The sequence below is a fragment of the Rhodococcus sp. 27YEA6 genome (assembly GCF_044908235.1).
In the GTDB taxonomy this organism is placed as follows: Bacteria; Actinomycetota; Actinomycetes; order Mycobacteriales; family Mycobacteriaceae; genus Rhodococcus_F; species Rhodococcus_F qingshengii.
Genome location: NZ_JBIYCY010000001.1, coordinates 1161471 through 1187265, shown reverse-complemented (window position 1 = coordinate 1187265; position 25795 = coordinate 1161471). Strand labels below are relative to the sequence as shown.

Here is a 25795-nt window from a genome sequence, read left to right as displayed (position 1 = left end):
CGTCCGTTCGCTGTCGAGGCTAGTATCGAATGTATGTTCGACACTACCGGGGGGTAAAAGTGACGACGCAAGTATCTGGACAGGCGATATCCAAACAGGCGATATCCGAAGAGACCATCGGACAATTCCGGGCATCACTCGCCAGCATGGATCGATCCATCGACAACGCAGCACGCGTGGATCTTCTGCGCGCATTGGAAGAGTTGAAGGCCAGTTGCGCTGGTGCCCAGGCATTGCTGGCTGCCGATCTCGACGCGTTCACCCGCAACGACCGCGGCGAACGGGGAGTGCCGCGCGCATACCAAGGCCGTGGAATCAACGCGCAGATTGCCCTCGCACGGCGAGAGTCGGCTTGGTTCGGAACTCAGCATCTGAACCTGGCCCGCGCACTGAACGACGAGATGCCTCACACACTTCGACTACTCGTCGACGGCTCCATCAGTGAGCATCAAGCGACGATCCTCATGCGCGAGACTTCATGTCTCACCGCCCAGGATCGCGCTACATTGGATCGCGAGTTCTGCTGCGACGCTGCAATCTTGGACGGATGCGGCAACCATCAACTGACACAAAGAATCCGCGCACGCACTGCCGAAATAGACTCCGATAGTATTGCCAGACGAGCACGCAAAGCCGTGGGAGACAGACGAGTGACGTCACGGCCTGCGCCCGACACGATGTGCTGGCTCAATGTGTTCCTTCCCGTGGCCGAAGGTATCGCCGTGCACGCCACGCTCAGGCGCGACGCAGATTCCGTACTTGCCGGCGGGGACAAGCGCACCCGAGCGCAAATCATGGCTGATCTCCTGGTCGAGCGAGTTACCGGAATCGGCCGCGCCACACCGACACCCGTCACCGTGAATCTGGTTGTCTCCGACCAGTCATTGTTGGGCGACAATTCCGCCCCGGCGTACGTCCACGGGTACGGACCTGTACCAGCCGCTATTGCACGCGAATGGATCACCAAGGCCAGCGAAGACTCCGAAACGGTGGCAACGCTCCGAAAGCTCTACGCACGCCCCGATACGGGCGCGCTGACCGCAATGGAATCCACGGCGAGAACCTTCCCGAAGGGGTTGGCGCGATTGATCGAACTCCGTGATCGAAGCTGCCGTACTCCGTGGTGCGACGCGCCGGTTCGCCACCGCGACCACATTCGCGATCACTCGAGGGGTGGCCTCACCAGCGCAGCCAACGGTGCCGGGTTGTGTGCGGCATGCAATTACGCGAAACAGGGCTCGGACTGGACTGCCGAACCTGTACCAGGTAACCGGCACACCTTCACCACAACGACACCTACCGGGCACCGGTATTCGTCTGAGGCTCCGCCACTTCCGGCACCCTGGACCAGTCCGGATGCGGCCTAAGTTCCTCGGTGAGCCAATGCGTTCACGAACACCTCGGAAATCTCCGAGGGGTCACGAGCGATGTACGTCGAACCGCCCGTCACGCGGGAGATATCGGCGAGCGCCGCCGCATCTGCGTCATCGGTGATGCCGATGGTGACGATGATGACCGGACGCGCCGGATCCTGCTCGCGTGCAAGAACATCGAGCAACTGTTCACGGCTGATGCTGTCAGGATCTTCGTTTGCGCCGTCGGTCAAGATGATGACACTGTTGACTGCTCGCGGATCGTACGATTCCTGAACCTTACGGAATGCGGCCAGCGTCGTGTCGTACAAACCTGTGGCGCCACGTTTGAGTTCGGTGAGCCGGTTCGCCTGATCTGCCATCAACTTTCGTTGAGTCACACCGTCGACGATCGTGTCGTAGCGCCTGATCGGCACCAATTCCTGGAAGTCCTGGGTTCCGTTCATACCTTGGGAAAACGCCCAGAGACCGGCAGCGACGCTGTCTGGGAAGACCTGATTGCCGGCCAGAGCAGCAGCAGTGGTCAACTGCATGCGCGTCTTGCCGCCTGCCGCCGGGTAGTCCATCGACGCAGACACGTCGATCGCAACGAGTGTCCGGATCGGCTTGGCCATCAGAGCCCAAGCGCCCAGCGTTTGATCGGCCACCGACTGTTCGGACACGGTCAGTGCCGTGACGTCACCGACCCCACCTTCGACGGCTCCACCGCCGGAAGTACGGAACCCGCTGCGCGTCAGCACTTCCTGAGCAGATTCACTGTGCAACAGCTCGGCGATGGCGTCACTCTTCTTGGCTGCGGCGTAGTGCCGGTCCGGTGCCGAAGCACTGACCACCAGGGGGTAATCCATGATCATGGTTCCCGTCGCCGGTACTGTCGCGGAAATCTTCGACTCGGCCTTCGTGAACTCGACGACCTGTTGCTCGGTCGAAACACCGACCTTTCCGGAGCTGACCAATTCGGTGAGCATCTTCTGTCCCACCGGCTGCTCTTCGGTACGAACACTCTCCGCTTGCGCATGGGGTACGAGTGCCGCTCGAACGGATTCGGAGGTGGCCCCGGTCTCCGCGAGAGCTCCGAGAATGGGCGCCGACGCAACCCCTGTGAACAACGGATTGCCCAACGCCAGATCGGGAACCTGTAGCGCCGTGAGCCAACTGGCAAACTGTTCGCCACCGCCGGAGGCAAGTACGACAGGCGAGGTGGCGATCGAACCGCCGGCGGCAGCGACCGGCCCTTTGGCCGTCAATGCAGCTTTGCCCACCCACGCTGTCGAATCCGGTATCCACATGTCCGGCGCGTCCACGCCCTTACCCAGGGTTCCCGCAACGTCCCCGGGCAGCGCAGAAGTGACCGTGATCCGTGAACAGCCTGTCTGCTCCGGCGACGATTCTGCGAGGATCTCCGTGACTGCCGGCGCGATCGCAGGATCCGCTGCCAGCGAGTACTCGTCGACGCTCTCGCAGGAATCGGACTGTGTTGCCTTGAAGACCACCACCCCGGTGGCGACTACCGCGACGGCAACCAACCCACCCACTGCGTAGAACCCGATCGACCGCCCGCTGTCAGGACTCGAATGCCGTCCGCCCGCCATGAAATCTGCCCTTCCGAGGCCACTCGCACTCAGGCATACCGACGGTATGCGCGCGACTGGAACTGTCCCTACCGGGCGGTAGTGTAGCCAAGAACACAGAAATTCCAACTAGCGCTGAATCGTCGGAGAACCGGCGAGCCCACATTTCGGGACAGGCCGGCCGAATTCACGAACCTTCAAGCGTCGCAGCGACTTTTCAGCAAACCGACCTGCCTAGAGCAGCTCACGCTTCTGAACCTTGCCCATCGCGTTACGTGGCAGAGTCTCGGCAAATCGAACCTCACGGGGACGCTTGTGCGCCGACAACTCCGCCCCGACCAACTCGACCAATTCGGCTTCGGTGACCTCGGGAGTCCCGGGCTTACGGACTACGACGGCGATGATCCGTTGCCCCAGATCGGCGTCGGGGACACCGATCACCGCAACTTCGGACACCGAAGGGTGCCCGAGGATGGCGGTCTCGATCTCGCCGGCGCCGACTCTGAATCCACCGGATTTGATCAAGTCGATGGATTCGCGGCCGACGATTCGGTGGAACCCACCCTCGTCGATGACGGCGACGTCACCGGTCTTGAAGTAGCCGTCCTCCGTCCAGGACTCGGCGGTTGCGTCCGGACGGTTCAAGTAGCCGTCGAAAAGCATCGGCCCACGTACCTGTAGGCCGCCGATACTCTCGCCGTCGTGCGGCACGTCGTTGCCCTTCTCGTCACGAAGACGAGTCTCGACTCCGCGCAGCGGCACGCCGACCCACCCCGGGCGTCGCTCGCCGTCGAAACGCGTGCTCAGGGTCAGCATCGTCTCACTCATGCCGTAACGCTCGATGGGCGTCAATCCTGTTCGCTCCCGCAGCTTTTCGAAGACAGGCACGGGAAGCGGCGCACTACCGGAGACCAGAAGTCGGGCACCGGACAACGCGCGGGCAGCTTCTTCGTCTTCGGCGATACGCGACCAGACGGTGGGGACACCGAAGTAGAGGGAGCCTTTGGCCCTTGCGTAGTTTTCCGGCGTCGGCTTGACGGTGTGGATCACCCGGCTGCCGATCCGGAGGGGGCCGAGGATTCCGAGAATCAGTCCGTGCACGTGGAAGAGCGGAAGCCCGTGTACGAGGGTGTCTCGCCACGTCCAGTCCCAGGCCTCGGCGAGCGCGTCGAGCCCGGCTGCGATAGCCGAGCGACTGAGCAGAACGCCCTTCGGTGGGCCGGTAGTTCCGGACGTGTACAGGACGAATGCTGTGGACTGCGGTGCCGGTTCGGGATAGCTGTGCCACGAGCGAGCGTGCAATCGGACGGGAACCACGGGCAGGCCTTCGCAGTGGTCGTCCGTTTCGCCGAGCCACGCCTGGGCACCGGAGTCACGCAGAATGTGCTCTCGCTCAGCCTTCCCCGAGTCCGGCGGGACCGGCACAACGGTGACGCCGGCAATCAACGCCCCGACGACGGCGAGAATCGTTTTTGCTGTGGGAGTTGCCAATACGGCAACCCGATCGGCCTGCGCCACTCGCTCCGCGACCGAGGTCGCGGCACCGAGAATGGCACTCCGCGAGAGAACCGTGTCACCGATCGTCACGGCGTCATCGAGGTCGTCACCGCGGGCAACAGCAAGGGGGTTCAAGGATCTCAGCAGCACCACGACAGCATCTCACAGCGCGGATGGTCGCAAACTTTCTCCTGCCCGACGCGCGTCCATCGAGTGCGGAGGGAACAGCGTCACCAGCGCAGCCCCCAAGAGCGCCCCGGAAAGCACCGCGAATCCGTGTGCGTCGTCGACCGTCACCAATGTTGCGCCGCCGACGACAATCACGACCGTCAGAACAATCTCAGGCATTCGCGGGCGCACCAGAACGCCGATCCCCGCGGCCGCCGCTGCCAGAGCAAGCGTGGCACCGGAGTTGCCTGCGCCGGTCGACGGGAAGACTGCGGTGGTGAGCAAACCGAACAACAGTTGACCGAGCAGGAAGAGAGCCCAGCCACGTGCGGCGCCCCAGAGCCGAAACGCAAGCGGTGCAACCACGGCCAGCGTCGCGAGATTGGTGACAGTTCCTGCGGCCCCTCCGTCCTGAACGAGCACGGAGGTCAGAATGCGCCACCATTGCCCGTCACGAATCAACGCGGGATCACGACGAAACATCTCGAGCAGTCCCGGCATCGCCGCCTGCAAGATGGAAGGCACTGCAACCATCAGCCAGAGGAGAGCTGCCGAGAGTGGGAATTCTCCGAAAACTCGACGACTTTTCAACCACACGAGCATCAGTGCAACCGAGGCAGCAACGACAGCAAAAATCAGTACCGCGTCCAAGCCGCCGGTCCCTGAGGTGGTCACAGCGCGACCTTACATCGGACCGATACCGACATCAGGGAACCTGACACCTGGGAAAGCACACGATTCAGGCGGAGAGGCGCTTTGCTGCCGCGGCGATTCGTTCGTCTGTTGCAGTGAGCGCGATCCGCACGTGCTTGCTCCCGCTCGGTCCGTAGAACTCACCGGGGGCAACGAGGATCCCACGATCGGCGAACCAACTGACCGTCGCTCGACATTCCTCGCCGCGCGTCGCCCAGAGGTACAGACCTGCCTCGGAATTGTCGACGGTGAATCCGGCGCCTCGAACAGCTTCGATCAACACACTACGACGCTCGCGGTACCGCTCGCGCTGGATGTTCTCGTGTTGGTCGTCGCCCAAGGCTGCGGTCATCGCCGCCTGGATCGGTAGCGGCAGAATCATGCCCGCATGCTTGCGCACCTCGAGCAGTTCCGACACCAGAGCCGGATCACCGGTGACGAACCCGGCGCGATAGCTCGCGAGATTGGACGTCTTCGAAAGTGAGTGGACCGCAAGGAAACCGGTCAGATCACCGTCGTTGACACGAGGATCGAGAATGGAGAGCGCATCGGCTTCCCACGTCAATCCGAGGTAGCACTCGTCGGAGACGACGATGGCGCCGCGCTCGCGCGCCCAGGCCACGACCTTCTGCAAGTGCTCGAGGCCGAGCACCTTGCCGGTGGGATTCGAGGGCGAGTTCACGAAGATCATCGCCGCCGACTCGGGACCGAGCTTGTTCAAGCCGTCGGCGCGCAGGACACGAGCACCTGCCAGTTTCGCTGCGACCTCGTACGTCGGGTACGCCAACTCCGGAATGACCACCAGATCGCCGGCTCCGAGACCGAGCAATTTCGGCAGCCACGCGATCATTTCCTTGGTACCGATGGCCGGCAGCACCGCTGCCGGATCGACGTCGGGAATGTTGTAGCGGCGATCCAGTGACTCCGCCACGGCCTCGCGAAGCGCGAGCGTGCCATGAGTCGTCGGGTATCCGGGCACCTCGGCAACAGAGGCCAGAGCCTCCTGAATCACCGGGTCCACCGGATCCACCGGCGTCCCCACGGACAGGTTCACGATGCCGTCGGGATGAGAGTGCGCCTTCGCCGTGACATCGGCGAGCGAATCCCACGGAAAATCAGGAAGCCCAGCGGCCACCGGAGTACGAGACAAGATCTCTATTCCTCACCCATGGGAGGCAGCGCCTTGATGAACGGCGTGTCGTAGTCGACCTTGCCGAGCTTGGCCGCTCCACCCGGCGAGCCGAGATCGTCGAAGAAATCGACGTTGGTGCTGATGTACGCGTTCCACTGGTCCGGGACGTCGTCTTCGTAGAAGATGGCTTCGACGGGACAGACAGGCTCACACGCGCCGCAGTCGACACACTCGTCGGGGTGGATGTAAAGCATGCGTCCACCCTCGTAGATGCAGTCGACAGGGCATTCTTCGATGCACGCCTTGTCCATCACATCTACACACGGTTCAGCAATCGTGTAGGTCACTGCCGATCTCCCTGCCTTCCTGTCGTGCATCGCCGCCGCAACACGCAGTTGCAAGGGGCCGAAAATCCGATACGACTCTCACGTACCGCGGGAACAGCCTATTATCCCCCTGCCGACCGACTCTGAGCAGGCGGGGGTAACACATTTCAGCCTACTGCGGTGATGTTCCTCGACCGAATCGCGATCCACTTCTCCCCCAGAGCGGCCGCGCGTACCAGTGCGCCCCGCTCACCGAGGTAATCCGCCACGACGCCGACCACCGGAATCTTGCCGATGATCTCGTACGGTTTTGTCCGAGACGGCCGCTTGTGCAACTCGTCCGTGATGGCACGAAAAGTCTTGGACGTGCGCCACAACATTCCGATGAGCGCGAACGGGCGCCAGGTCTCGTCGGCGCCGCCGGCTGATTTCTCGGCGAAGTCCTCTCCGGTGAGAAGCTCTCGAGACTTCGTCTCACGCCGGCACAGCACCGACGCCAGGAGGTCCACCTGCTGATCCCGTTCGGTCACTCCGTGTTCACGGGCAACCGCAACGAGCACAACGGCCTGATTCGCGAAGGCCAGCAGGTCCTGGATCGGCAACCGATTGAGGAGGACACCGAAGATGCCGGGAAACGCGACGGCAACGGTGTTGAGTGCACCCAACCGGGTCGTCCACCACTTCGAGCGCTGCTCGTCGGTCATCACCGACCACGCCGCCGTCCCGGGGAACTTGACGACGTCGAGGACCCAAGCGGCCGCGTCCAACACCATCGCAGCAGCGTTTCGCTCGGGATCGGTCGGCTCGAACGTCCGACGCTTGATACCGAGCGGATCGCTGTAGGCGAGGTCGAGAACCGGGTTGATCCCCCACACCGCTCGATCGAGAACCTCGACGACCTTGCGGTCCCCCAGTACGTCAGCCATCAGGCAATCGCTCCTTCGCGTCGTGCATGTGTGGTGGTTCGTTCGCGTGCCGGACGTCCGATTCCCTCGGCGATGGCGCGCAGTTCTGCGACGGTCTTCTCGGAACCGTGTTCGGAGCCGGCCATCCGCGAGATCGTCTCTTCCATCAGCGTTCCGCCGAGGTCGTTGGCGCCGCCGTTGAGCATCATCTGCGTTCCGGTGATGCCAAGTTTGACCCAGCTGGTCTGGATATTGGGTATGCGGCCGTGCAGCATGATGCGTGCCAACGCGTGCGCAGCGCGGTTGTCCCGATTGGTCGGCCCTGGCCGGGAAGCGCCCGCCAGGTACAGGGGCGCGCTCTGGTGAACGAACGGCAGCAGCACGAACTCCGTGAATCCGCCTGTACGGTCCTGGATTCCGCGAAGAACGTTCAGGTGCCCGACCCAATGGTGCGGCTGATCGACATGCCCGTACATCATCGTCGAACTCGACCGCAGCCCCACCTCGTGCGCCGTGGTGACCACTTCGATCCATTCCGCCGTCGGCAATTTGCCCTTGGTGAGGATCCAGCGCACCTCGTCGTCGAGGATCTCCGCTGCCGTACCGGGAATGGTGTCCAGGCCCGCCTCACGAAGGGCCGTCAGCCAATCCCTGATGCTCTCACCACTGCGCGATGCACCGTTCACGATCTCCATCGGAGAGAACGCGTGGACGTGCATCGACGGCACGCGCTTCTTGACGGCCCGGACCAGGTCGGCGTAACCGGTGACGGGAAGTTCCGGATCGATACCGCCCTGCATGCACACCTCGGTTGCGCCGGCGACGTGCGCTTCCCACGCACGGTCGGCGACCTGCTCTGCCGACAGCGTGAACGCGTCGGCGTCACCCTTGCGCTGCGCGAACGCACAGAATCGGCAGCCCGTGTAGCAGATGTTGGTGAAGTTGATGTTCCGGTTCACCACGTAGGTGACGTCCTCGCCGACGGCATCCTTGCGCAGCGCATCCGCCAGTGCCACAACGGCTTCCAGGCCCGGGCCCTCCGCCGTGGCGAGGGCCAGGTACTCGTCGTCGGAACATCCGGCCGGGTCGCGTTCGGCACTGCGGAGCGCAGCCAGCAGATCGGTGTCGACGCGAATCGGAGCACTGAGCTCGAGAACCTGTTCGCGCACGGTCTCCCAGTCGCCGAACGCACTGCCCAGGTCACTGCGGGTCTCGGTGTTGCGCCCGTCCGTGTCGATCTCGGTATTGAGATCGACGCGTCCGCTCGATTCCCACGACTCGTCCGGTTCCTGCCACGGCCGACCCACCGGCTTGGTGTCGGGCAAGGCGAGACCGGTCTTGGGATCCGCCAGCGCCTGCACGTGACCCGCAATACGCGGATCGATCCACGGAGCCCCGGCCAGGACATATGCCGGCTGAGCCGCAGTGCGTTCGGTCAGCGTGAAGCCGCCCTCGGCGCTGATCTCGGCCAAGGTCTCGAGATTCGGCCAGGGACGCTCGGGGTTGACGTGATCGGGGGTCAACGGTGATACCCCGCCCCAGTCGTCCACGCCTGCGCCGAGCAGCGCGAGGCACTCGCTGTTCGAGACGAGATTCGGCGGACTCTGGATCCGCATCGTCGGCCCGAGCAGCAGGCGTGCGACGGCGATGGCCGCGAGAAACTCGTCGAGTCCAGCATCAGGCGTATTGCGCATCGCGGTATCGGGCTTGGCCAGGAAGTTCTGAATGATCACTTCCTGGATGTGGCCGAACGCCTTCTGCGACTTGCGTATCGCCATGATCGACTCGGCACGTTCGAGGAAGTTCTCCCCGATGCCCACAAGAATTCCCGTGGTGAAGGGGATGTTCAGTCGGCCTGCGTCGGTCAGGGTGCGTAGCCGAACCGCCGGGTCCTTGTCCGGGCTGCCGTAGTGGCACTCACCCTTGTCGGTGAACAGCCGGGTAGCGGTCGTCTCGAGCATCATGCCCATCGACGGCGCAACGGGCTTGAGCCGCGAGAGTTCCTGCCAGCTCATCACACCGGGATTGAGGTGTGGGAGCAGGCCTGTCTCCTCGAGTACCCGGATCGACATCGCTCGCACGTAGTCGAGGGTGGAGTCGTAGCCGCGTTCGTCCAGCCATTGCTTGGCTTCCGGCCAGCGAGCCTCGGGGCGATCCCCCAGCGTGAACAACGCTTCCTTGCAGCCCAATTCGGCGCCTGCCCGGGCAATGTCCAAAACCTCGTCCGGTTCCAGGAACATGCCGTGCCCAGCGGCACGCAGCTTCCCCGGCACCGTGACGAATGTGCAGTAGTGGCACTTGTCCTGGCACAGACGGGTCAGCGGAATGAAAACTTTTCGCGAATACGTCACGGTGTTCGGCCGACCCGCTGCCAGCAGACCGGCATCGCGAACCTTGGCCGCCGAAGAACACAGATCGGTCAGATCGGTTCCCCGTGCCTGCAGCAGCGTTGCCGCCTCGTCGACGTTCAGGGTCGCTCCGTCGCGTGCACGACGGAGAACTCGCCGCATCGCCGACGCTGACGGGCCGGGCGACGGACTGGACGAGGCGGACGCGGAAATACCTGGCATCGGAAGCATGGTGGGTTTGCCGGAGTCATCACCAGTTCGGTTCACCTAGCGATCATGCGCCATGTGGGACGACTAGTGCCACCCGGTGCCAGAAGTAGGAGGCCTCACCGCCCCGACACCGCCTCGATCACGACGGCCGGTAGTCGTCGTCGACCGCAACCTCGACTCGTTGATCCACCACGTCAGCCACTGGCGCGTCGAGCGGAATGTCGGTCAGATCGGGTTCTTCAGGGGCGTTCGGATCTACGGGTGTCGATTGTTCGAGCGCATCTGATTCCGGAGCCTCCGGGTCGAATGTCGCATCTTGTTCGGTCATCACGTGCTCCCTTCGCGGTCGCCACACTCCACGATAGGGCCGATGTCGACAGATCGCCCCTCACTCGACCAAAGTAGTGCCCATGACTGCGCCGCAACCGCTGACCATGGCCGACCCCTTATGGCGACCCAGCACCAAAGCCCCGAGGCTGTGGGCAATCACTGCCTCACTGTTCTGGGTACCCGTCATCGTCGCCGAAATCGTCTGTGCCGTCTTGGTACCCGGAATCCCGTCCTGGGTGGTCGGCACCGTATTCGCAGTCACCGTACTCTTCGCTGCCACCTACATTCTGATGGTCCCGGCGTGGCGGTATCGGGTCCACCGATGGGAGATCAGTGACACCGCGGTATACACCCGCACCGGCTGGTTCACCCAGGAGCGACGCATCGCACCGATCTCGCGCGTGCAGACCGTGGACACCGAGCGCGGACCGATCGACCGCATGTTGGGTCTGGCAACCGTCACGGTCACGACAGCGTCGTCGGCCGGGGCCGTGAAGATCTCCGCACTCGACCAGGAAGTCGCCGACCGCACGGTGGCTCAACTGACGGAGATCGCGGGTACCAACGTGGGAGACGCGACGTGAACGAGAAACAGTTGGGCGACCCGACCGCGATCGAGATCCCGGTAGAGGCGGAAACGGCAGCTGCCGAGGCCGCGGAAGAGGAACAGCCCTGGCTCCGCCTCGACCGACGCATGCTTCTGGTCCACCCCGTCAACGAAGTCGTCAAACTGCTCCCGGTCCTACTCGTCTCCGTAGTTCTCGGCAGCCAATCCGGAAACCACTGGTGGGGACTCGGCGTCGTCACTCTGCTCGTCATCTTCGGTTTGTTGCGGTATTTCACCACCACGTACCGAATCGGACCCGTCCACGTTCAACTGCGCACCGGGGTCTTCCAGAAAAAGCTGCTCTCCGTCCCGCGTAGCCGCATCCGATCCGTCGACGTCGAGGCCGGGGTCATGCACCGGTTGCTCGGACTGTCGATCGTGCGCATCGGTACCGGCCAGCGCGCCGGGAGCGGCCACGATTCGAACAAGTTCGAGCTCAACGCCCTGTCGACCGCCCTGGTTCCGGACCTACGCGCCGCACTGTTGGCCGGCGCCCAGCAAGCACGGCGACTGGAAACCCCGGGCACGCCGGTCGAAAGCATCACCGAACCGGTCGACACCGAAATCGGTCACTGGGAACCGAGTTGGGTTCGCTACGCCCCCTTTTCGTTCACCGGAATCGCCATCATCGCAGCCATCATCGGCATCTCGTTCCAATACGGCATCGGCGCTGCCGTCGCGAAATCCTCGGCAGTGAGCGACAGCTTCGACTCACTCGAGAGCCTCGGCATCGCACTGATGGTCGTCATCGCACTCGTCGTGCTGCTGGTGCTGTCGAGTGCACTCGCCTGCGTCCAGTACCTGATCGCGTTCGGCAACATGAAACTCACCGACAACGGCCGCATCCTGCATGTCAGTCACGGCCTGTTGAAGACTCGGCAAACCACACTCGACCGCGCCCGCCTCCGCGGCACGACGCTCAAGGAACCGCTCCTGCTGCGATTGGCCCGCGGCGCGCGGCTCGACGCCATCATGACCGGGGTCAGCGCCGAGAAGAAGGAATCTTCGCTACTGCTCCCGCAGGGACCGCGCAGGGAAGCCGAGCGAGTGATGGCCACCGTGATCGGTGACTCACGCCAGGCGTCCGCCCCGCTGATCCCGCACGGCCCGGCCGCGCGGCGTCGCCGGTACACCCGAGCACTGTTCCTCGCCGCGGTGGCGTTCCTGGTCTGTGTGGCGTGCGCGGCTTCTGGACTCGATGTACCGATCTACGCGTGGTTCGGGGTCGCCGTACTCGCCATCGGTGGCACCGCCCTCGCCTACGACCGATACAACGGCCTCGGCCACGCAGTACTACCCGGATGGTTGATCACCCGAAACGGCTCGCTCGATCGCCAGCGTCACAGTCTCGAATCCGAAGGTGTCATCGGATGGACGGTGCGCGAGACGTTCTTCCAACGACGCGCGGGAGTGGCAACCGTCGTCGCCGCGACGCCCGCCGGCACCGGAAGCTACGAGGTGATCGATCTCCCCGCCGAGAACGCGTGGGCATTGATCGAAGCCGTCACTCCGGGCGGTGGCGACGTGTGGGCAGGTCGTCGATGATGAGCCGCGCCAGCGAACCGAGACGCGATCGCTCCGGCTGGATGGTCGGAACACCGAGGAGTTCCAGCGGGGCGGCCGTCACCGGTCCGACGCAGTAGGTCGGTACCGGTCCGCGCATCGCTGCGACGAACCGCTCCAGCTCGCCCATTTCTTTTGCCGTGCTGAGCATCGAGGAGACCGCGGGGGCACTGGTGAAGGTCAGCGCGTCGATCGCACCGGAACGAACTGCAGCGACCAACGCGCGGACCGGCGACTGATCCGGCGGCCGGATCCACCGATAGACCGATACCGGAGTGACAACCGCGCCGATGTCGGCGAGGGAGGCGCTCAGGTCCGTCAACGGCTCCCATTCGGTGATGGTGCCGTGCAACTGGACTGCGATGCGCAAGCCTGCCACTCCCTCGCTTCCGAGATGTGCCAGAACTTCCTCGGACGACTCACCCGAAGGCGACCATTCCTCGCGCAGTCCGGCGCCTCGGATGGCGCCCGTCGCCTTCGGGCCGCGGGCGATGATGCGCGTGTGGGCGAGAGCCCCGAGGAACTCGTCGGTCAAACCCCACGAGGCGACGGCGTCGAGCCAACCCCTGAAGCCGATCCCGGTACTGATCACGACCAATTCCGGAGGATCGGCAATCAAAGCGGACGTCTGAGTCCTCAGGTCTCGATCGTCCACCAACGGCAGCACATGGATCACCGGTGTCCGCACGATCTCCGCGCCTCGACGTTCGAGGAGCGTCGCAAATTCTTCGACACGCCGTTCTGCGGTCAAGGCGATAGTCGCACCCGCCAAATCATGTTCAGCCACAGGCTGAGTGTCCCTTATGCACGGGTCAGTTTCCTACGCGCGCGCCGAGAACTATTGCGAGCTGAGGGTGGCAAGTCTGTTGATCGCCACTTTGAAGAGGAAAACGGCGGCCGGAGCGATCGCACCGACCAGCAGCAGGAAGGTCAGAGGGGACGAAAGCACGAGTACGTCGCCGCCGGGGCCGCCCACCATGCACACCAAGAACCCGACGATCCAACCGGCGAGCGGCAATGCGGCCCTACCCGGCGTCGTAACCGTGCGGGCGGCGATCACCAATACGAGGTTCGCGGTCGCGGCTACGAGAATGCTGATGGGAAATGCCGTCGTACCGAGATGAGTCGGCAAGAACAGGACGGACAACACCGCGCACAGAAATCCGTCGAAAATCAGGACGCCGAGGATGACAGGGTCGAGCCACGACAGCGACGTTCCTGTCGAGGCGTCCGTGTTGTTCTCGACGGTCGTCATGGTTTTGATAGTGGTCTATCGGTCGTCATCGCGCGAGCGCGGGGTCCCTCCCGACAAGCACCCCGGCTCGCGCCCGAAAAGCACGAAGCTGATCAGGGAACCGGCGGGAACCCGAGCAGAGTCAGCAAATGACTCTGCTGATCTGCGAATGCGTAGAGCGACCCGTAATACAAGTCGTGGTAATAACCAGCCATCGGACGCAACGAATCGACGAAGGCGACGATCTGGTTCTGCAGGTCCCAGTTGTACATTTCTTCAGCCCCCAGGCTTTGCTGTTACCGAAAGGACCACCCATCCGGTGACACGCATCACACACCACTACGGCGTCGATCGCAATGCCTGTGAGCCGACGCCCAGGTCAGCTGTGCAGCCCGCCGAACAGATCGCGCTCGCGGCCGTCCTCACCCACCGGACCGAGCGCGCCGGCGGCCAATACGAAATGCTCGACCGTCAGGATCGGTTGGACCACGTTGTTCGACAATGCGAACTCGGCTCGGCTCGGGGCTACCGTCACCTGAGTGGCGTGGGCGCTCAATGCCCTCGCCTTCGCATCGATGACGCCTCGAACGTCGATTGCCGTCGTCACGTCTGTGTCCTCGACGCTCGGCAATTCCCCGGGCTCGGGCAGACGCCAGTTCTCCGGGAACTCGGAAATCGCCGCGATGCCGCGTTCGAGTCCGCTGCGCCCGGTCACGGTCCAGTAGAACTTCGGAGTCGACCACGGCTCGCCGGTCTCGGGATACGCGGTCGTTCCTGCAGCTTCGACGGCCGCTGTCGTGATCGCGTGCGCCTGGATGTGATCCGGGTGCCCGTAGCCGCCGTTGGGGTCGTACGTGATCACGACGTGCGGCCGAATCTCACGAATGACGGCGACCACCGCGCCGACTGCTTCGTCGAGTCGAGCATTGACAAAAGCACGGGGATTGGCGGCCGAAGGTGTGCCGATCATTCCGGAGTCGCGATACCGACCGGCACCGGCGAGGAAGCGAGGAGCGGCACTGCCCAAAGCCGACAAAGCAGCGCTCAGTTCCGCGATCCGGTAGCCACCGAGTTGATCGGCCTCGGAAGCCACGAGCCCGGCCCACGCATCACCGATCACTTCGCCTTCCTCCCCCAACGTGCAGGTGAGGACTGTGACCTCGACGCCTTCGGACGCGTATCGCGCGATGGTGCCACCGGTGGTGATCGTTTCGTCGTCCGGATGTGCGTGTACCAACAAAAGCCGCTTCGCCGACGCGGTCACTTTTCCACCCTCACCCAGTCCGTAGCGTTTCCGAATATCCCCACCTGCACCGGCCCGTCGAGGACCACGCCCTCGACTCCGGTCCCGACCGCGACCAGCGCTCGGCTCTGCACGATCGGCAAAACCGCCGCAAGATCCCACAGCTTGGGTTCCGCATCGGCGATCAACGACCCGAGATCCCCGATGCCACTGAGCGCTTCGTCGATCCGACCTTGCAACGCCGGATCACACAGCCCGGACAGGTTGCTCGGAGCCTCGACGCTTGTCGTTCGGATGGGCTCCGGTGTCTGCGACGGCGTCGGTGCGGGCACTGCCGAACTTGTTGCCGGAGTGGAAGGTGCGCTCGGGCAACTGAACCGCGAGGCCAGCGAAGTGGCCGTGTCGGCGCCTGCCCGGCTCCAACCGACGATCATGTCGACGCGTCCTGTCGTCAGGTCCTCGCCGTAGAGTTCCTCCGGCGCCACCGATTCGACGGTCGCCAGGATTCCCACGTCACGCAATTCGTCGGCAGCGGTGTTTGCCACGGCGATCGCGATGTCGTCGTTTTCGGGAGCGCCGATCAGCAGTGTCAACTGGGCGCCGTCACGGACGATCGATCCGACCGTTCCAGTGCCCGTGACGATTCCGGTGGGCGGTGCCGTCAGGTAGCCGGCTGCGGTCAGCTCGCCCAGTGCTTGCTCCCTGGTCGGTTTCGGCGGCGCGGTGGGCGCATATCCCGGATCCGACGGAGCGAGAATCTGAGCTTTCACCGGGGCGGACGCCGATTCACTCCCTGCCGCCACCACGGCGAGCAGGTCCGGATCGAGCAGTCCCAGAACACCTTTACGCACCCGAACATCCGCGAAGTTCTTGCTTCGCCCGTTCACGTTGATGTCGAGAGTGCGCGGAACGTAGGAGAACGCCGTCCTGACACCCGGGATTGCAGACAGCTGAATATCCGTGGCACTACCCGAATGAACCTGCGCCACTTGGGCATCGTCGGTACGCAGCGCATCCGCCAACTGCGCAGCCGTTCCTCCGCGTCGCAGAACTATCTGATCCGGGTCTGAAGGCTTGCCCCAGAATCGGTCGTTGCGTTCGAGCACGATTTCGTCCCGGCCGCGGTCGACCGAGCGCACGTGAAAGTGGGCTCCCGACACCGGAATCCCCTCACTCAGGCCGGTGCTGAAACCGCCGGGAGTGTCCTTGATCAGGTGGGACGGAAGAATATCGGTGAACAACTCTCGCCATGCCGGATACGGCGCACGCATCACGACGTTGACCGTTTTGCCGCCGCCGGACGAGTTCACGTCGTCGATCATCTGATAGCCCGCGGGATTGACCACACCGGGAACCGAGATCATCTGCTGCCACAGGTAGCGAAAGTCTTCTGCCGCAATGGGAGCGCCGTCCGACCATTGGGCTTCGTTGCGCAGTTGGTAGCGAATCGTGAACGGGGCCTCCGACGTCACTTCAGCGGAAACGAGGAAAGAATCGTCGATCGCCCACTCCGTCGCGCCAGGTTGTGTGGGCGAATTGATCGGGCGAAACGCACTGGGCAGTACGAGGTTGCCGACTGCGGAGTTGACCGGCGACTGATCCGCGAGCAGGTGCGGGTTGAATCCGCCTCCCACCTCGTCGATTGCCACAGTGACCTGCTTCATCGTCGGAACGACCGGAGTCGGTGTGGGCTTGACGGTTTCGGTGCTCTCGACCGGAGGCGGCGGATCGGCTGTACATGCAGTCAGTGACAACGCCGTCACTGCCACTGCCAACGCCAGGTAGCGACGTCCTGAGGCCACAGACAATTCCTTCCGTACGGGGCCGCGTCGCCCCTTTGCAACTCGATTCCCTGGCAGATCTTTCGCCTGGAAACCATGAAGGCGAATGTACCTTTCCGCCGAAAACTCGGCTGAAAGGCACATCCGCCTGTCAGGTTGTAACCGACGAAAGACTACAGAGCAGCCTTGTCGCGTGCCTTGCTACGTGAACGCTCGCGAGCGCGCTCGGTTGCGTTGAGGTGCACCTTGCGGACGCGAACGTCCTCCGGGGTGACCTCGACGCACTCGTCGCTGGAGCAGAACTCCATCGCTGCTTCGAGTTCGAGCTTGATCGGCTTTGCGAGAGTCTCCATCACGTCTGCGGACGACTGACGCATGTTGGTCAGCTTCTTCTCGCGGGTGACGTTGATGTCGAGGTCTTCCTGACGCGGGTTGATACCGACGACGTGTCCCTCGTAGGTGTCTGCGCCGGGCTCGACGAAGAAGGTTCCGCGGTCGGCCAACTGGATCATGGCGAACGGCGTCACCGTGCCGGAGCGGTCCGAGACGAGCGAGCCGGTGTGGCGCGCACGGATCTCGCCGGCCCACGGGCCGTATCCGTCGAACACGGCGTTGGCGATACCGGTTCCGCGGGTTTCCGTGAGGAAGTCCGTGCGGAAGCCGATGAGGCCACGCGAAGGAACGATGAACTCCATGCGAACCCAGCCTGCGCCGTGGTTCGACATCTGGACCATCTTGCCCTTGCGGTTGGCCAGGAGCTGCGTGATGGCGCCGAGGTACTCCTCGGGGCTGTCGATGGTCAGCTCTTCGAAAGGCTCGTGAACCTTGCCGTCGACGAGCTGCGTGACAACCTGCGGCTTACCGACGGTGAGTTCGAAGCCCTCACGACGCATCTGCTCGACGAGGATGGCGAGCGCGAGCTCTCCACGACCCTGGACCTCCCACGCATCGGGGCGACCGATGTCGAGGACCTTGAGCGAGACGTTACCGACGAGCTCCTGGTCCAGGCGGGACTTGACCATGCGTGCAGTCAGCTTGTGACCCTTGACGCGACCGACGAGCGGTGACGTGTTGGTGCCGATCGTGACCGAGATTGCCGGCTGGTCGACGGTGATGCGGGGCAGTGCGACCGGGTTCTCCAGATCAGCGAGGGTGTCGCCGATCATGATGTCCGGGAATCCTGCGACGGCGCAGATGTCACCGGCGACGGCGACCTCACCGGGAACGCGCTCGACACCGATGGTCGTGAGGAGTTCGGTGATCTTGGTCTTCGTGACGACGGGCTCGCCGTCGACCTCGCGGCACCAGGAAACGGTCTGGCCCTTGCGCAGCTCGCCGTTGTGGATGCGAACGAGTGCGAGGCGACCGAGGAATGCGGATGCGTCGAGGTTGGTAACGTGAGCCTGCAGCGGTGCGTCGACCGAGCCCTTCGGCGCGGGGACGTACTCCATCAGCACCTGGAAGAGTGCGGTGAGGTCCTCGGCGTCGGGAGCCTTGCCGTTCTCGGGCTGCACGGTCGATGCCTTGCCTTCGCGACCGGACGCGTAGAGGACGGGAAGTTCGAGTGCGAGCTCAGCGGCTTCGGCGGCCTCGTCGGACAGGTCCGATGCGAGGTCGAGGAGCAGGTCCTGAGCCTCGGTGACAACCTCTTCGATACGGGCGTCGGGGCGGTCCGTCTTGTTGACGACCAGGATGACGGGCAGCGAAGCGGCGAGTGCCTTGCGCAGCACGAAACGCGTCTGCGGCAGGGGTCCCTCGGAAGCATCGACGAGCAGGACGACGCCGTCGACCATGGACAGGCCGCGCTCGACCTCGCCACCGAAGTCGGCGTGGCCGGGGGTGTCGATGACGTTGATGACGGTGATGGAACCGTCTTCGTTGACCTTATGTACTGCGGTGTTCTTCGCGAGAATGGTGATGCCCTTCTCGCGTTCGAGGTCGCCGGAGTCCATAACGCGATCGACCAGCTCGGCGCGCTCCTCGAACGCGCCGGACTGACGAAGCATGGCGTCGACGAGGGTGGTCTTGCCGTGGTCGACGTGTGCGACGATGGCAACGTTACGGAAGCTGGTGATGGTCACGCGATGGCTCTCCTGGCTGAGTTGATTCGGCCACGCGAAAGTCAAGTCGCACGGCTCTTCTGGTGGCCGCTGCACGAGTGTGTGATCCGAATCAGGGCACGAATCGCCTGAGAAGGCACCGCGGCCTAGTAAATACTACTCGCTCCGGGCTGATACTCCTGCATTGTGCGGCCTCTATCACCGCCCCCACCAGCGAATAGTGATCTGCACCACGCCGATGCGCGTAGGATTACGACCTGGAGAAACAGGTCATTTAAGGGTACGCTAACCTCGTTCCAAGAGCGGGCTCTCCGCCGTAGTGAAACAGGAAAGCCGCAGCGTCACATGGGAAAAGTCAAGGCAAGCAAGGTCTCGCAGCTCAAGCCGAAGAAGAAGTGCTGCCGCAAGAAGACGCGGTGCATCAAGTGTCCCGTCGTCATCATGCGGATGAAGAAGCTCGAGAACGAGGGCGCATCCAAGAAGGAACTGAAAGCGGGTCTCAAGAAGGCTCGTGCGGCGTAAGCGCGCTCAATTCCGCGAGTAACTCGGGGATCCAGGCTCGATCGTTGTCCACCAGATCCATCGACAACAGTTCTTCGGCGTCGACCCATGTCAATTGAGCATGGTCGAGCGCGACCGGTTCTCCCGACACCAACTCCGCCCGGTAGGCCCGCAGGACCAACCCCGGCGACAGTGGCACGTCGACACCGATTCTGGCGCCGCATCTCACCTCGACCGCCAGTTCCTCGAGCAGCTCCCGCGCCAACGCGTTCTGTGGCGATTCGAATTCTTCGACCTTCCCGCCCGGCAGCTCCCAACGACCGGCCAAAGCCGGCGGACTCGTCCGCTGCGCGAGGAGCAGCCTTCCCTCGCGGAAGATCGCACCGGCGACAACTTCCCGATCCCTTGCAGGTGCATCACTCATCGCACCATGATGGAGTATGGCCACTTTGTTGTCCGACTCCGCGATCCAAAACGCTCTCGACGAACTGCCCGCCTGGCAACTGTCGCCAGGGTCGATCACTCGCACGGTCGACTCCGCGACATTCCCGGACGCCATCGCGCTTCTTCAACGCATCGCGGCAGTCGCCGAGGCCGCGGATCATCATCCCGACATCGACGTTCGCTGGCGAAAGGTCACGTACACGCTTTCGACACACTCGGCGGGCGGTCTCACGGAACTGGACTTCGACCTTGCCCGTCGAATTGACGTACTCGTCGACGATTCGGTCCGTTTCGACTGATCTTCGAGTGAACAAACCTCGCAATCTGACGTAACAGTTGCATCAACTTTCACATAGATCACTTCAGTCACAGGTATGGTCGCCGTAAATCACGATCGAGGCCGGTCATGCCATAGACTCCCCCCGGTGCGTAGCTGCTCAGCAACTGAACAGCTGTACAACCCGGGGGCTCTGTACATAGAGTGACCCCTCGAGCCGTCAAACGCGGAGCTCGCCTAGGCGCCCGCGCGGTATGACTAAGGATGGGGAAACAGTGCTTCGAACCCGAGGTATGCGAAAGGCGTTCACCGCCGTCGCTATTGCCGCAGTAGCAGGACTGGCATTGCCGGCACAGGCAATGGCCGATCCGGCAGCACCGCCCGCACCCGAAAGTGTGCCGATCGAGTTCCTCGCATCGTTTGCGCCCGCCATCATCGGCGCCGCCGCAGGTCCGGCCGATGTTGCAGGCGGACCGCAGCAAGCGTTGCTCGACCAGGCTCGCGCGATCCTGAACTCCCCCGGCATTCCGCCCGAGATCAAGGCCACCCTCGAGAAGGTCATCACCTTCCTCGACGGCAGCGGCGGCGGCGGACCGGCGATCCCGGACGAGAACGCCCCCGTCATCGCGCAGTTCCTCTACCCGACGCTTGGCAAGGGCTGCATCTCGGCCACCGCCGATTCGGTCGGAACTGCACTTGCCGTTCCCGGCCCGGCTCACCTGCCTCCTCCCGGTCCCGCTGCCGGTCAGGCCGGATTCGTCTTCACCGCTCTCGGTACGGCTCCCGCCGTCGACGACCAGCCGGTGCCGATGACCGTCACCTGGGTCAACATCGACAACCAGCGCAGCGCCACCCAGAACTTGACCAACGCCGCACGCATCAACCCGGACGGCCCAGCCACTCTGTCGGCTATCGCCGATACCGGCCCCGGACGCGTTCTCTCGGTAATCAGCGGTTCGCTGACCACCCAGCCGGAAGGCGCAGATCGCATCACCTGCAGCTTCCTTCCGACTGTGGGCATGTTCGCGGTAGCTTGATCGAAGTCTTGTGAAAGGGACCCACCGAATTTCGGTGGGTCCCTTTTGCATCTCCGATCACCGTGATAGACCCGATAGATGGGACATCTACGAGTGGACATCACGCACGGTCGTCCAGAGAAGAAATCCGGCCCAGACCAGTCGATACGGTCACACAAGTCGACGCGATCGATACTGTCCATCCGATCCGAGGGGTCCATTCTCTCGATCGGATCGGCGTACTCGATCCTGTCGATCGGTAGCGTCGGCTCTTTTCTTTCGATCGGAAGCATCGGGTCTACGGCGTCGGTCCTGAGTTCGGGCTCGTTCGCCAGTCTCGGGTCCGCGCTGTCCGGTCTCTCACGTTGGTCACTGCTCTCCTGGCGTGGAAATCATGCAGCCCCCGAAGAACACCCGAAACTTGTTGTCATTGCGCCGGAATCGGATTCGAGCGATCCGGACCGCTCACTACGATCCGTCTCGCACTCTCAGACCTGATTCGGTCGCGGCCATTCGCGGCCTTCCAGCGCTTCGACCGAGGTATTGAATTGCCGCAGTAGGTCACCGAGCGCGAGACGCTGCTCCGGCGTCCACTCGCGGAGGACCTTTTCGACACCGGCTGTCGAATGTTCGCGATCAGCACGAAGTTTCGACAGCCCCTGCGCCGTCGGCCGGACCTTTCGCGCGAGCCCTCCGTCCGGATCCTCCACTCGCTCCACCAAGCCCTGACGCCTCAGCGCGCCGATCTGCCGGTTGATGGTGGAGATGTCGAGCGAGAAAGCGCAGGAGAGTTCCTTGAGGCTCATGGGATGTTGCAATTCCAGTCGACCGAGCAGTAGATACGCCGACCGGTCCAGATGAAGTTCGGCCCGTTGTGCGAGCGCGTGGTAACGCGAGAGCAGAGTCAACTCGTACTCGATATTCACCAGATCAGGGTCCCGGTCCATCCTCATATTGTGCAGACTACACACGATGTGTAGCGTGCACACTGGGGCGAACGCACCAATCAGAACACGCCATGGCGGGAGCCGCATGTCCGTTCACGCAGGGTCGTCCAATGTCGACGAGAAAATCCCCGACACGAACTACGCATCCTCGGGTCCAGTGCTCACCGTTCTAGGACTGTGCGGAATCGTCGTCGCCTTGATGCAGACGCTGGTAGTCCCCATCATTCCGCAATTGCCGCACCTGCTGAACTCCACTCCCGCCGACACCTCGTGGGCGGTCACCGCAACACTCCTCGCCGCCGCGGTGATCACGCCGATCAGCGGGCGCCTCGGCGACATGTTCGGCAAGAAACGAATGCTGCTGGTCAGTCTCGGGATGGTCGTTCTGGGCTCGGCCATCTGCGCGATCGCACCTTCACTGATCGTGCTCGTTGTCGGCCGAGCACTTCAAGGAGCATCGGTCGGGGCAATTCCATTGGGCATAGCCATCATTCGTGACGTTCTTCCACCGAAGAAAGTGGCCGGCGCGATGGCGGTCATGAGCGCCACCCTCGGCGTCGGCGGTGCGATCGGACTGCCGATCGCCGCGGTGATCGCCCAGAATGCCAACTGGCACTTCCTCTTCGTCACATCGGCAGTGTTCGGGCTGATCTGCATCGCACTGGTTGCGTTCGTCATTCCCGAATCGACCGTACGACGCCCGGGACGTTTCGACTTCGTCGGTGCGCTCGGCCTCACCGTTGGTCTGATCACCCTGTTACTCCCCATCACCAAGGGCGGAACCTGGGGATGGGGCGACGCGAAAACCCTGGGGCTCCTTTCGGTTTCCGCGCTCAGCTTCCTGGTGTGGGGATGGTGGGAACTTCGACGCAACGCACCGCTGGTGGACCTCCGCGTATCGGCCCGGCCGCAAGTTCTCTTCACCAACTTCGCGTCGATCGCCGTCGGTTTTGCCATGTACGGCAATTCTCTGACGCTCCCCCAACTGCTCATGGCACCGACGTCCACCGGTTACGGACTCGGACTGTCCATGGTTGCAGCGGGACTCGCACTGGCCCCCGGCGGACTCGTCATGATGGCGCTCTCGCCCGTCTCCGCTCGAATTTCGGCTTGGCGTGGCCCACGAATCACGCTGATGCTCGGCGCCCTCGTCATCGGATTGGGTTACGCCTTCGCATATTTCACGGTGTCGAGCGTCTGGCAGGTCGCCGTGGCCGGAATGTTCATCGGAGCGGGCGTCGGGCTCTCGTACTCGGCCATGCCGGCCTTGATCATGGGCGCAGTCCCCATCACGGAATCTGCAGCCGCGAACGGACTGAACTCACTGATGCGATCGATCGGCACGTCGACGTCTGCCGCGATCGTGAGCGTCGTTCTGGCCGGAATGACCATCACCGTCGGCACCGCAGTGATCCCCTCGTTCGAGGCGTTTCGTGCCACGTTCCTGATCTCCATCGCCGCCGCCGTCGTGACGATGGTGTTCGCCGGGTTGATTCCCAAACAGAAAGTCTCGTAGGGGAATCAACCCGGCGGAGGACTCACTTCTCCGAAGAGCCTTCGATGCTGCCCGTCTGCAACTTCGACAGAAGTGTGTAGATGAAATTGATGATGATATCCACGTGGTGCCCTCTCACATAACGGGTCCCCGACCCGCCAACGACGGTACCGCAGAACCCTCCTGCATCGAATCGCCGACAATCAATTCTGCAACGTGTTCTAATTTGAGGCGACGACTACCCGAGGAGCCTTTCATGACCTGGACACGCACCGAACTCGAAGATGCCTTCGCGGGTTACCAGAACACCGTTGTCGAGTGCACTCGTTCCGGCGATTGGGACGCCTTCGCGGACATGTTCACCGAGGACGTCGTCTACGTGGAACACGCTTTCGGCACCCTCAATGGCCGAGAGGCCGTACGCAAGTGGGTCACTCGCACGATGACGGAGTTCCCGGGGCACCGCATGACCGAATTCCCGGCCAACTGGTTCGTGATCGACGAGCAGCGCGGATGGATCGTGTGCGAGATCGACAACCCGATGGAGGATCCGGGTGACGGATCCAAGCACGGAGCCGCCAACATCACGATCCTGCACTACGCCGGCAACGGACTGTGGTCTCGCGAAGAAGACGCCTACAACCCGATGAACTTCCTGTCGATGGCAAAAGCATGGTGCCTCGCCGCGGATGCGGCGGGCACCCTCCCCGATGACGCCAAGGCCTGGCTCGCCAAATTCGGCGCTATGGTGCGATAGATCCTGTCGGCAACGAGGATCCGACCGGCTGGGCCGGACCGACCGCACCGGCCAACGACCACTGCCCGTAGTCCCGAGTGAGGATCGAGTTCAGATCCACGCCGACGCCGTCGACCTTGCGCTTGTCGATCTCGAACTGATGCAGGTTTGCCCGCGGGTGCAAATACCCTGCGGGCGAGCCCCAGTTGTGCTGCCAGAACCAGGTTCCGACGCCGGCACTGATCATTGCGTCGATCACGCGAGTGTTTCCGTAGACGCCGAGCGCTCCGTTGCCGACAACCGAGGCCCACCCCTCGAGGTACGGCGCGATCAGCGTAGTGATTTCAGTACTGGTCGGGTTGTCGTCGATCGACGCGTAGATCGGGCGACCGGACGGCCCACCAGCCGCCGCATGTAGTTCGAGGCCACGGGCAGCATGACGCTTGCCCGCTTCGCGGGCCCCGCGCCAGTCCGCCGTTCCGCCCTTGCCGAATTGATAGCAAGAAACGACTTGAAGTCCGGCCGCGGTCAACGCGTCGGTTTCCCGCGCCAGTACGGGCTTGCCGACCATCCAATCGGCGCCCGGGCGCCTGTCCGAGACGTATCGAATGGCGCCCGCATACCCGGCGGCCTTGATTGCCTGAGCGGACGGCACACCGGCGGCGTAATCGAGCAGGGTCCCGAGCGAACCGGCATTGGCCACCGACGTCGTACCGCTCAATGCAGCGAGTCCGGCAGCCGCCGATCCAGCCGCTGCGTACTTGAAGAGGTTTCTTCGCGAGACGTGCACAAAGCTCCGATCATCGGCGTGTCCCGCTCGAAGTGGCGGGCAGGCAAGCTATCTTCTTTCGCTCGCATTCCACCACAGTCACATCAACCCCGCCATGCACTTGGCCAACAATGCTCACATTGTCACCAAATTGGACGCTAGACAGATAGTCAGACAGACAACAGTGGCCCTCGAAGACATCGTCTTCGGGGGCCACTGAGTCGGCCTAGCGGCCGGAAGCTATCAGCTGAGCGAGGTGAAGAAGCTCAGAGCGCTGAAGAGATCAGACGCGTTGCTGAAGAAGTCGTTGAGGAAGGTGAAGGCATCCGAGAATTCTGCGCTGCTCATGCGATGTGCTCCTGTCGAAGATACGGTCCAGAGGATTGCCGCCACGTGAGTGGCTGCTGGCGATAAGAGTAGAGGTCTTCCGTTACTTCCGCGACACCAAATGTGTCCGGGACGTTACATTTCGACCCCTTCGGGGCGCGGACATACACACAGGTAACACCCACCGGCAGTGATCAAACTGTCACCTAAGGACGATTTGTTGACGTATTCCGAACATCATT

At 63.1% G+C, this 25795-nt stretch carries 26 protein-coding genes; 9 read left to right on the top strand and 17 right to left on the bottom strand.

The annotated features are described in order from the left end of the window. Positions 1-146 precede the first annotated feature (146 nt). Entirely contained in the window at positions 147-1367 is a 1221-nt protein-coding gene (locus ABH939_RS05820; protein WP_404649445.1) for a DUF222 domain-containing protein, read from the top strand. Here the strand turns inward: ABH939_RS05820 and ABH939_RS05815 are convergent. The 8 genes from ABH939_RS05815 to ABH939_RS05780 form a co-directional block, all read right to left on the bottom strand. Next, the gene (locus ABH939_RS05815; RefSeq protein WP_204855544.1) at positions 1364-2965 is read right to left on the bottom strand and encodes a substrate-binding and VWA domain-containing protein; all 1602 of its coding nucleotides are present in this window, start codon (positions 2963-2965) and stop codon (positions 1364-1366) included. The two genes, ABH939_RS05820 and ABH939_RS05815, sit on opposite strands and share 4 nt — an antisense overlap. Before the next feature lie 213 nt (positions 2966-3178). Next, positions 3179-4591, bottom strand: coding sequence for an acyl-CoA synthetase (locus ABH939_RS05810; RefSeq protein ID WP_007726254.1), 1413 nt, complete (start codon positions 4589-4591; stop codon positions 3179-3181). A gap of 12 nt (positions 4592-4603) precedes the next feature. Continuing rightward, positions 4604-5284 (bottom strand): hypothetical protein, encoded by a 681-nt coding sequence (locus tag ABH939_RS05805; RefSeq protein WP_007726255.1) that lies wholly within the window; start codon positions 5282-5284, stop codon positions 4604-4606. Between the two features lie 64 nt (positions 5285-5348). After that, the gene (gene dapC, locus ABH939_RS05800) at positions 5349-6452 is read right to left on the bottom strand and encodes a succinyldiaminopimelate transaminase (RefSeq protein WP_064689315.1); all 1104 of its coding nucleotides are present in this window, start codon (positions 6450-6452) and stop codon (positions 5349-5351) included. A 5-nt stretch (positions 6453-6457) separates the two neighbouring features. Beyond that, positions 6458-6781, bottom strand: a complete 324-nt coding sequence (gene fdxA / locus ABH939_RS05795) for a ferredoxin (protein ID WP_003945248.1) — start codon at positions 6779-6781, stop codon at positions 6458-6460. Positions 6782-6927: 146 nt separating this feature from the next. Further along, the gene (locus ABH939_RS05790) at positions 6928-7686 is read right to left on the bottom strand and encodes a hypothetical protein (protein ID WP_007726264.1); all 759 of its coding nucleotides are present in this window, start codon (positions 7684-7686) and stop codon (positions 6928-6930) included. Then, positions 7686-10244 carry a bifunctional FO biosynthesis protein CofGH gene (locus ABH939_RS05785; protein ID WP_003945208.1) on the bottom strand — a complete coding sequence of 853 codons (2559 nt, stop codon included), beginning with the start codon at positions 10242-10244 and terminating at the stop codon, positions 7686-7688. The genes ABH939_RS05790 and ABH939_RS05785 overlap by 1 nt, the downstream gene beginning before the upstream one ends. A 118-nt stretch (positions 10245-10362) precedes the next feature. Next, positions 10363-10551 carry a hypothetical protein gene (locus ABH939_RS05780; protein ID WP_003945217.1) on the bottom strand — a complete coding sequence of 63 codons (189 nt, stop codon included), beginning with the start codon at positions 10549-10551 and terminating at the stop codon, positions 10363-10365. Between the two features lie 82 nt (positions 10552-10633). On the opposite strand from ABH939_RS05780, the gene ABH939_RS05775 reads away from it, so the two are divergent. Together ABH939_RS05775 and ABH939_RS05770 are read left to right on the top strand one after the other, a co-directional pair. Further along, positions 10634-11137, top strand: coding sequence for a PH domain-containing protein (locus ABH939_RS05775; RefSeq protein WP_042926352.1), 504 nt, complete (start codon positions 10634-10636; stop codon positions 11135-11137). Continuing rightward, a complete protein-coding gene (locus ABH939_RS05770) occupies positions 11134-12705 on the top strand; it encodes a PH domain-containing protein (protein WP_225320100.1) in 1572 nt (523 codons plus the stop codon). The genes ABH939_RS05775 and ABH939_RS05770 overlap by 4 nt, the downstream gene beginning before the upstream one ends. On the opposite strand, the gene ABH939_RS05765 is transcribed toward ABH939_RS05770, so the two are convergent. From ABH939_RS05765 to typA, 6 genes are all read right to left on the bottom strand, one after another. Beyond that, complete coding sequence (locus ABH939_RS05765) at positions 12665-13510, bottom strand: uroporphyrinogen-III synthase (RefSeq protein WP_030536223.1); 846 nt, start codon at positions 13508-13510, stop codon at positions 12665-12667. The two genes, ABH939_RS05770 and ABH939_RS05765, sit on opposite strands and share 41 nt — an antisense overlap. A 51-nt stretch (positions 13511-13561) precedes the next feature. Further along, positions 13562-13978, bottom strand: coding sequence for a hypothetical protein (locus ABH939_RS05760; RefSeq protein ID WP_030536224.1), 417 nt, complete (start codon positions 13976-13978; stop codon positions 13562-13564). Positions 13979-14070: 92 nt separating this feature from the next. Then, entirely contained in the window at positions 14071-14229 is a 159-nt protein-coding gene (locus ABH939_RS05755; RefSeq protein ID WP_003945210.1) for a hypothetical protein, read from the bottom strand. A 107-nt stretch (positions 14230-14336) separates the two neighbouring features. Next, entirely contained in the window at positions 14337-15221 is an 885-nt protein-coding gene (gene mshB, locus ABH939_RS05750) for an N-acetyl-1-D-myo-inositol-2-amino-2-deoxy-alpha-D-glucopyranoside deacetylase (protein ID WP_234551720.1), read from the bottom strand. Next, on the bottom strand, positions 15218-17002 hold the full coding sequence (locus ABH939_RS05745; protein ID WP_404649444.1) for an ABC transporter family substrate-binding protein: 1785 nt from the start codon (positions 17000-17002) through the stop codon (positions 15218-15220). The genes mshB and ABH939_RS05745 overlap by 4 nt, the downstream gene beginning before the upstream one ends. Positions 17003-17154: 152 nt before the next feature. Beyond that, complete coding sequence (gene typA / locus ABH939_RS05740; RefSeq protein ID WP_007726276.1) at positions 17155-19062, bottom strand: translational GTPase TypA; 1908 nt, start codon at positions 19060-19062, stop codon at positions 17155-17157. Between the two features lie 324 nt (positions 19063-19386). Between typA and ABH939_RS05735 the strand changes: the two genes are divergently transcribed. After that, positions 19387-19563, top strand: a complete 177-nt coding sequence (locus ABH939_RS05735) for a hypothetical protein (protein ID WP_003945207.1) — start codon at positions 19387-19389, stop codon at positions 19561-19563. On the opposite strand, the gene ABH939_RS05730 is transcribed toward ABH939_RS05735, so the two are convergent. Continuing rightward, positions 19541-19966, bottom strand: a complete 426-nt coding sequence (locus ABH939_RS05730; RefSeq protein WP_007726279.1) for a (deoxy)nucleoside triphosphate pyrophosphohydrolase — start codon at positions 19964-19966, stop codon at positions 19541-19543. The genes ABH939_RS05735 and ABH939_RS05730 overlap by 23 nt on opposite strands. Before the next feature lie 16 nt (positions 19967-19982). Between ABH939_RS05730 and ABH939_RS05725 the strand changes: the two genes are divergently transcribed. The 3 genes from ABH939_RS05725 to ABH939_RS05715 all read left to right on the top strand — a co-directional run bounded on the left by ABH939_RS05725 (position 19983) and on the right by ABH939_RS05715 (position 21777). Next, a complete protein-coding gene (locus ABH939_RS05725; protein WP_003945236.1) occupies positions 19983-20285 on the top strand; it encodes a 4a-hydroxytetrahydrobiopterin dehydratase in 303 nt (100 codons plus the stop codon). Positions 20286-20556: 271 nt separating this feature from the next. Then, on the top strand, positions 20557-21300 hold the full coding sequence (locus tag ABH939_RS05720; RefSeq protein WP_003945233.1) for a hypothetical protein: 744 nt from the start codon (positions 20557-20559) through the stop codon (positions 21298-21300). 78 nt (positions 21301-21378) lie between these two features. Further along, complete coding sequence (locus ABH939_RS05715) at positions 21379-21777, top strand: hypothetical protein (RefSeq protein WP_042448789.1); 399 nt, start codon at positions 21379-21381, stop codon at positions 21775-21777. On the opposite strand, the gene ABH939_RS05710 is transcribed toward ABH939_RS05715, so the two are convergent. Continuing rightward, complete coding sequence (locus ABH939_RS05710; RefSeq protein WP_003945257.1) at positions 21768-22226, bottom strand: MarR family winged helix-turn-helix transcriptional regulator; 459 nt, start codon at positions 22224-22226, stop codon at positions 21768-21770. The two genes, ABH939_RS05715 and ABH939_RS05710, sit on opposite strands and share 10 nt — an antisense overlap. Before the next feature lie 85 nt (positions 22227-22311). Here ABH939_RS05710 and ABH939_RS05705 point away from each other — a divergent pair, with 85 nt between their 5' ends. Both ABH939_RS05705 and ABH939_RS05700 read left to right on the top strand, forming a co-directional pair. Continuing rightward, a complete protein-coding gene (locus ABH939_RS05705; protein WP_404649443.1) occupies positions 22312-23742 on the top strand; it encodes an MFS transporter in 1431 nt (476 codons plus the stop codon). Between the two features lie 235 nt (positions 23743-23977). Continuing rightward, the gene (locus ABH939_RS05700; protein ID WP_404649441.1) at positions 23978-24478 is read left to right on the top strand and encodes a nuclear transport factor 2 family protein; all 501 of its coding nucleotides are present in this window, start codon (positions 23978-23980) and stop codon (positions 24476-24478) included. Here the strand turns inward: ABH939_RS05700 and ABH939_RS05695 are convergent. Then, complete coding sequence (locus ABH939_RS05695) at positions 24465-25247, bottom strand: DUF1906 domain-containing protein (RefSeq protein ID WP_404649440.1); 783 nt, start codon at positions 25245-25247, stop codon at positions 24465-24467. The genes ABH939_RS05700 and ABH939_RS05695 overlap by 14 nt on opposite strands. Positions 25248-25795 lie beyond the last annotated feature (548 nt).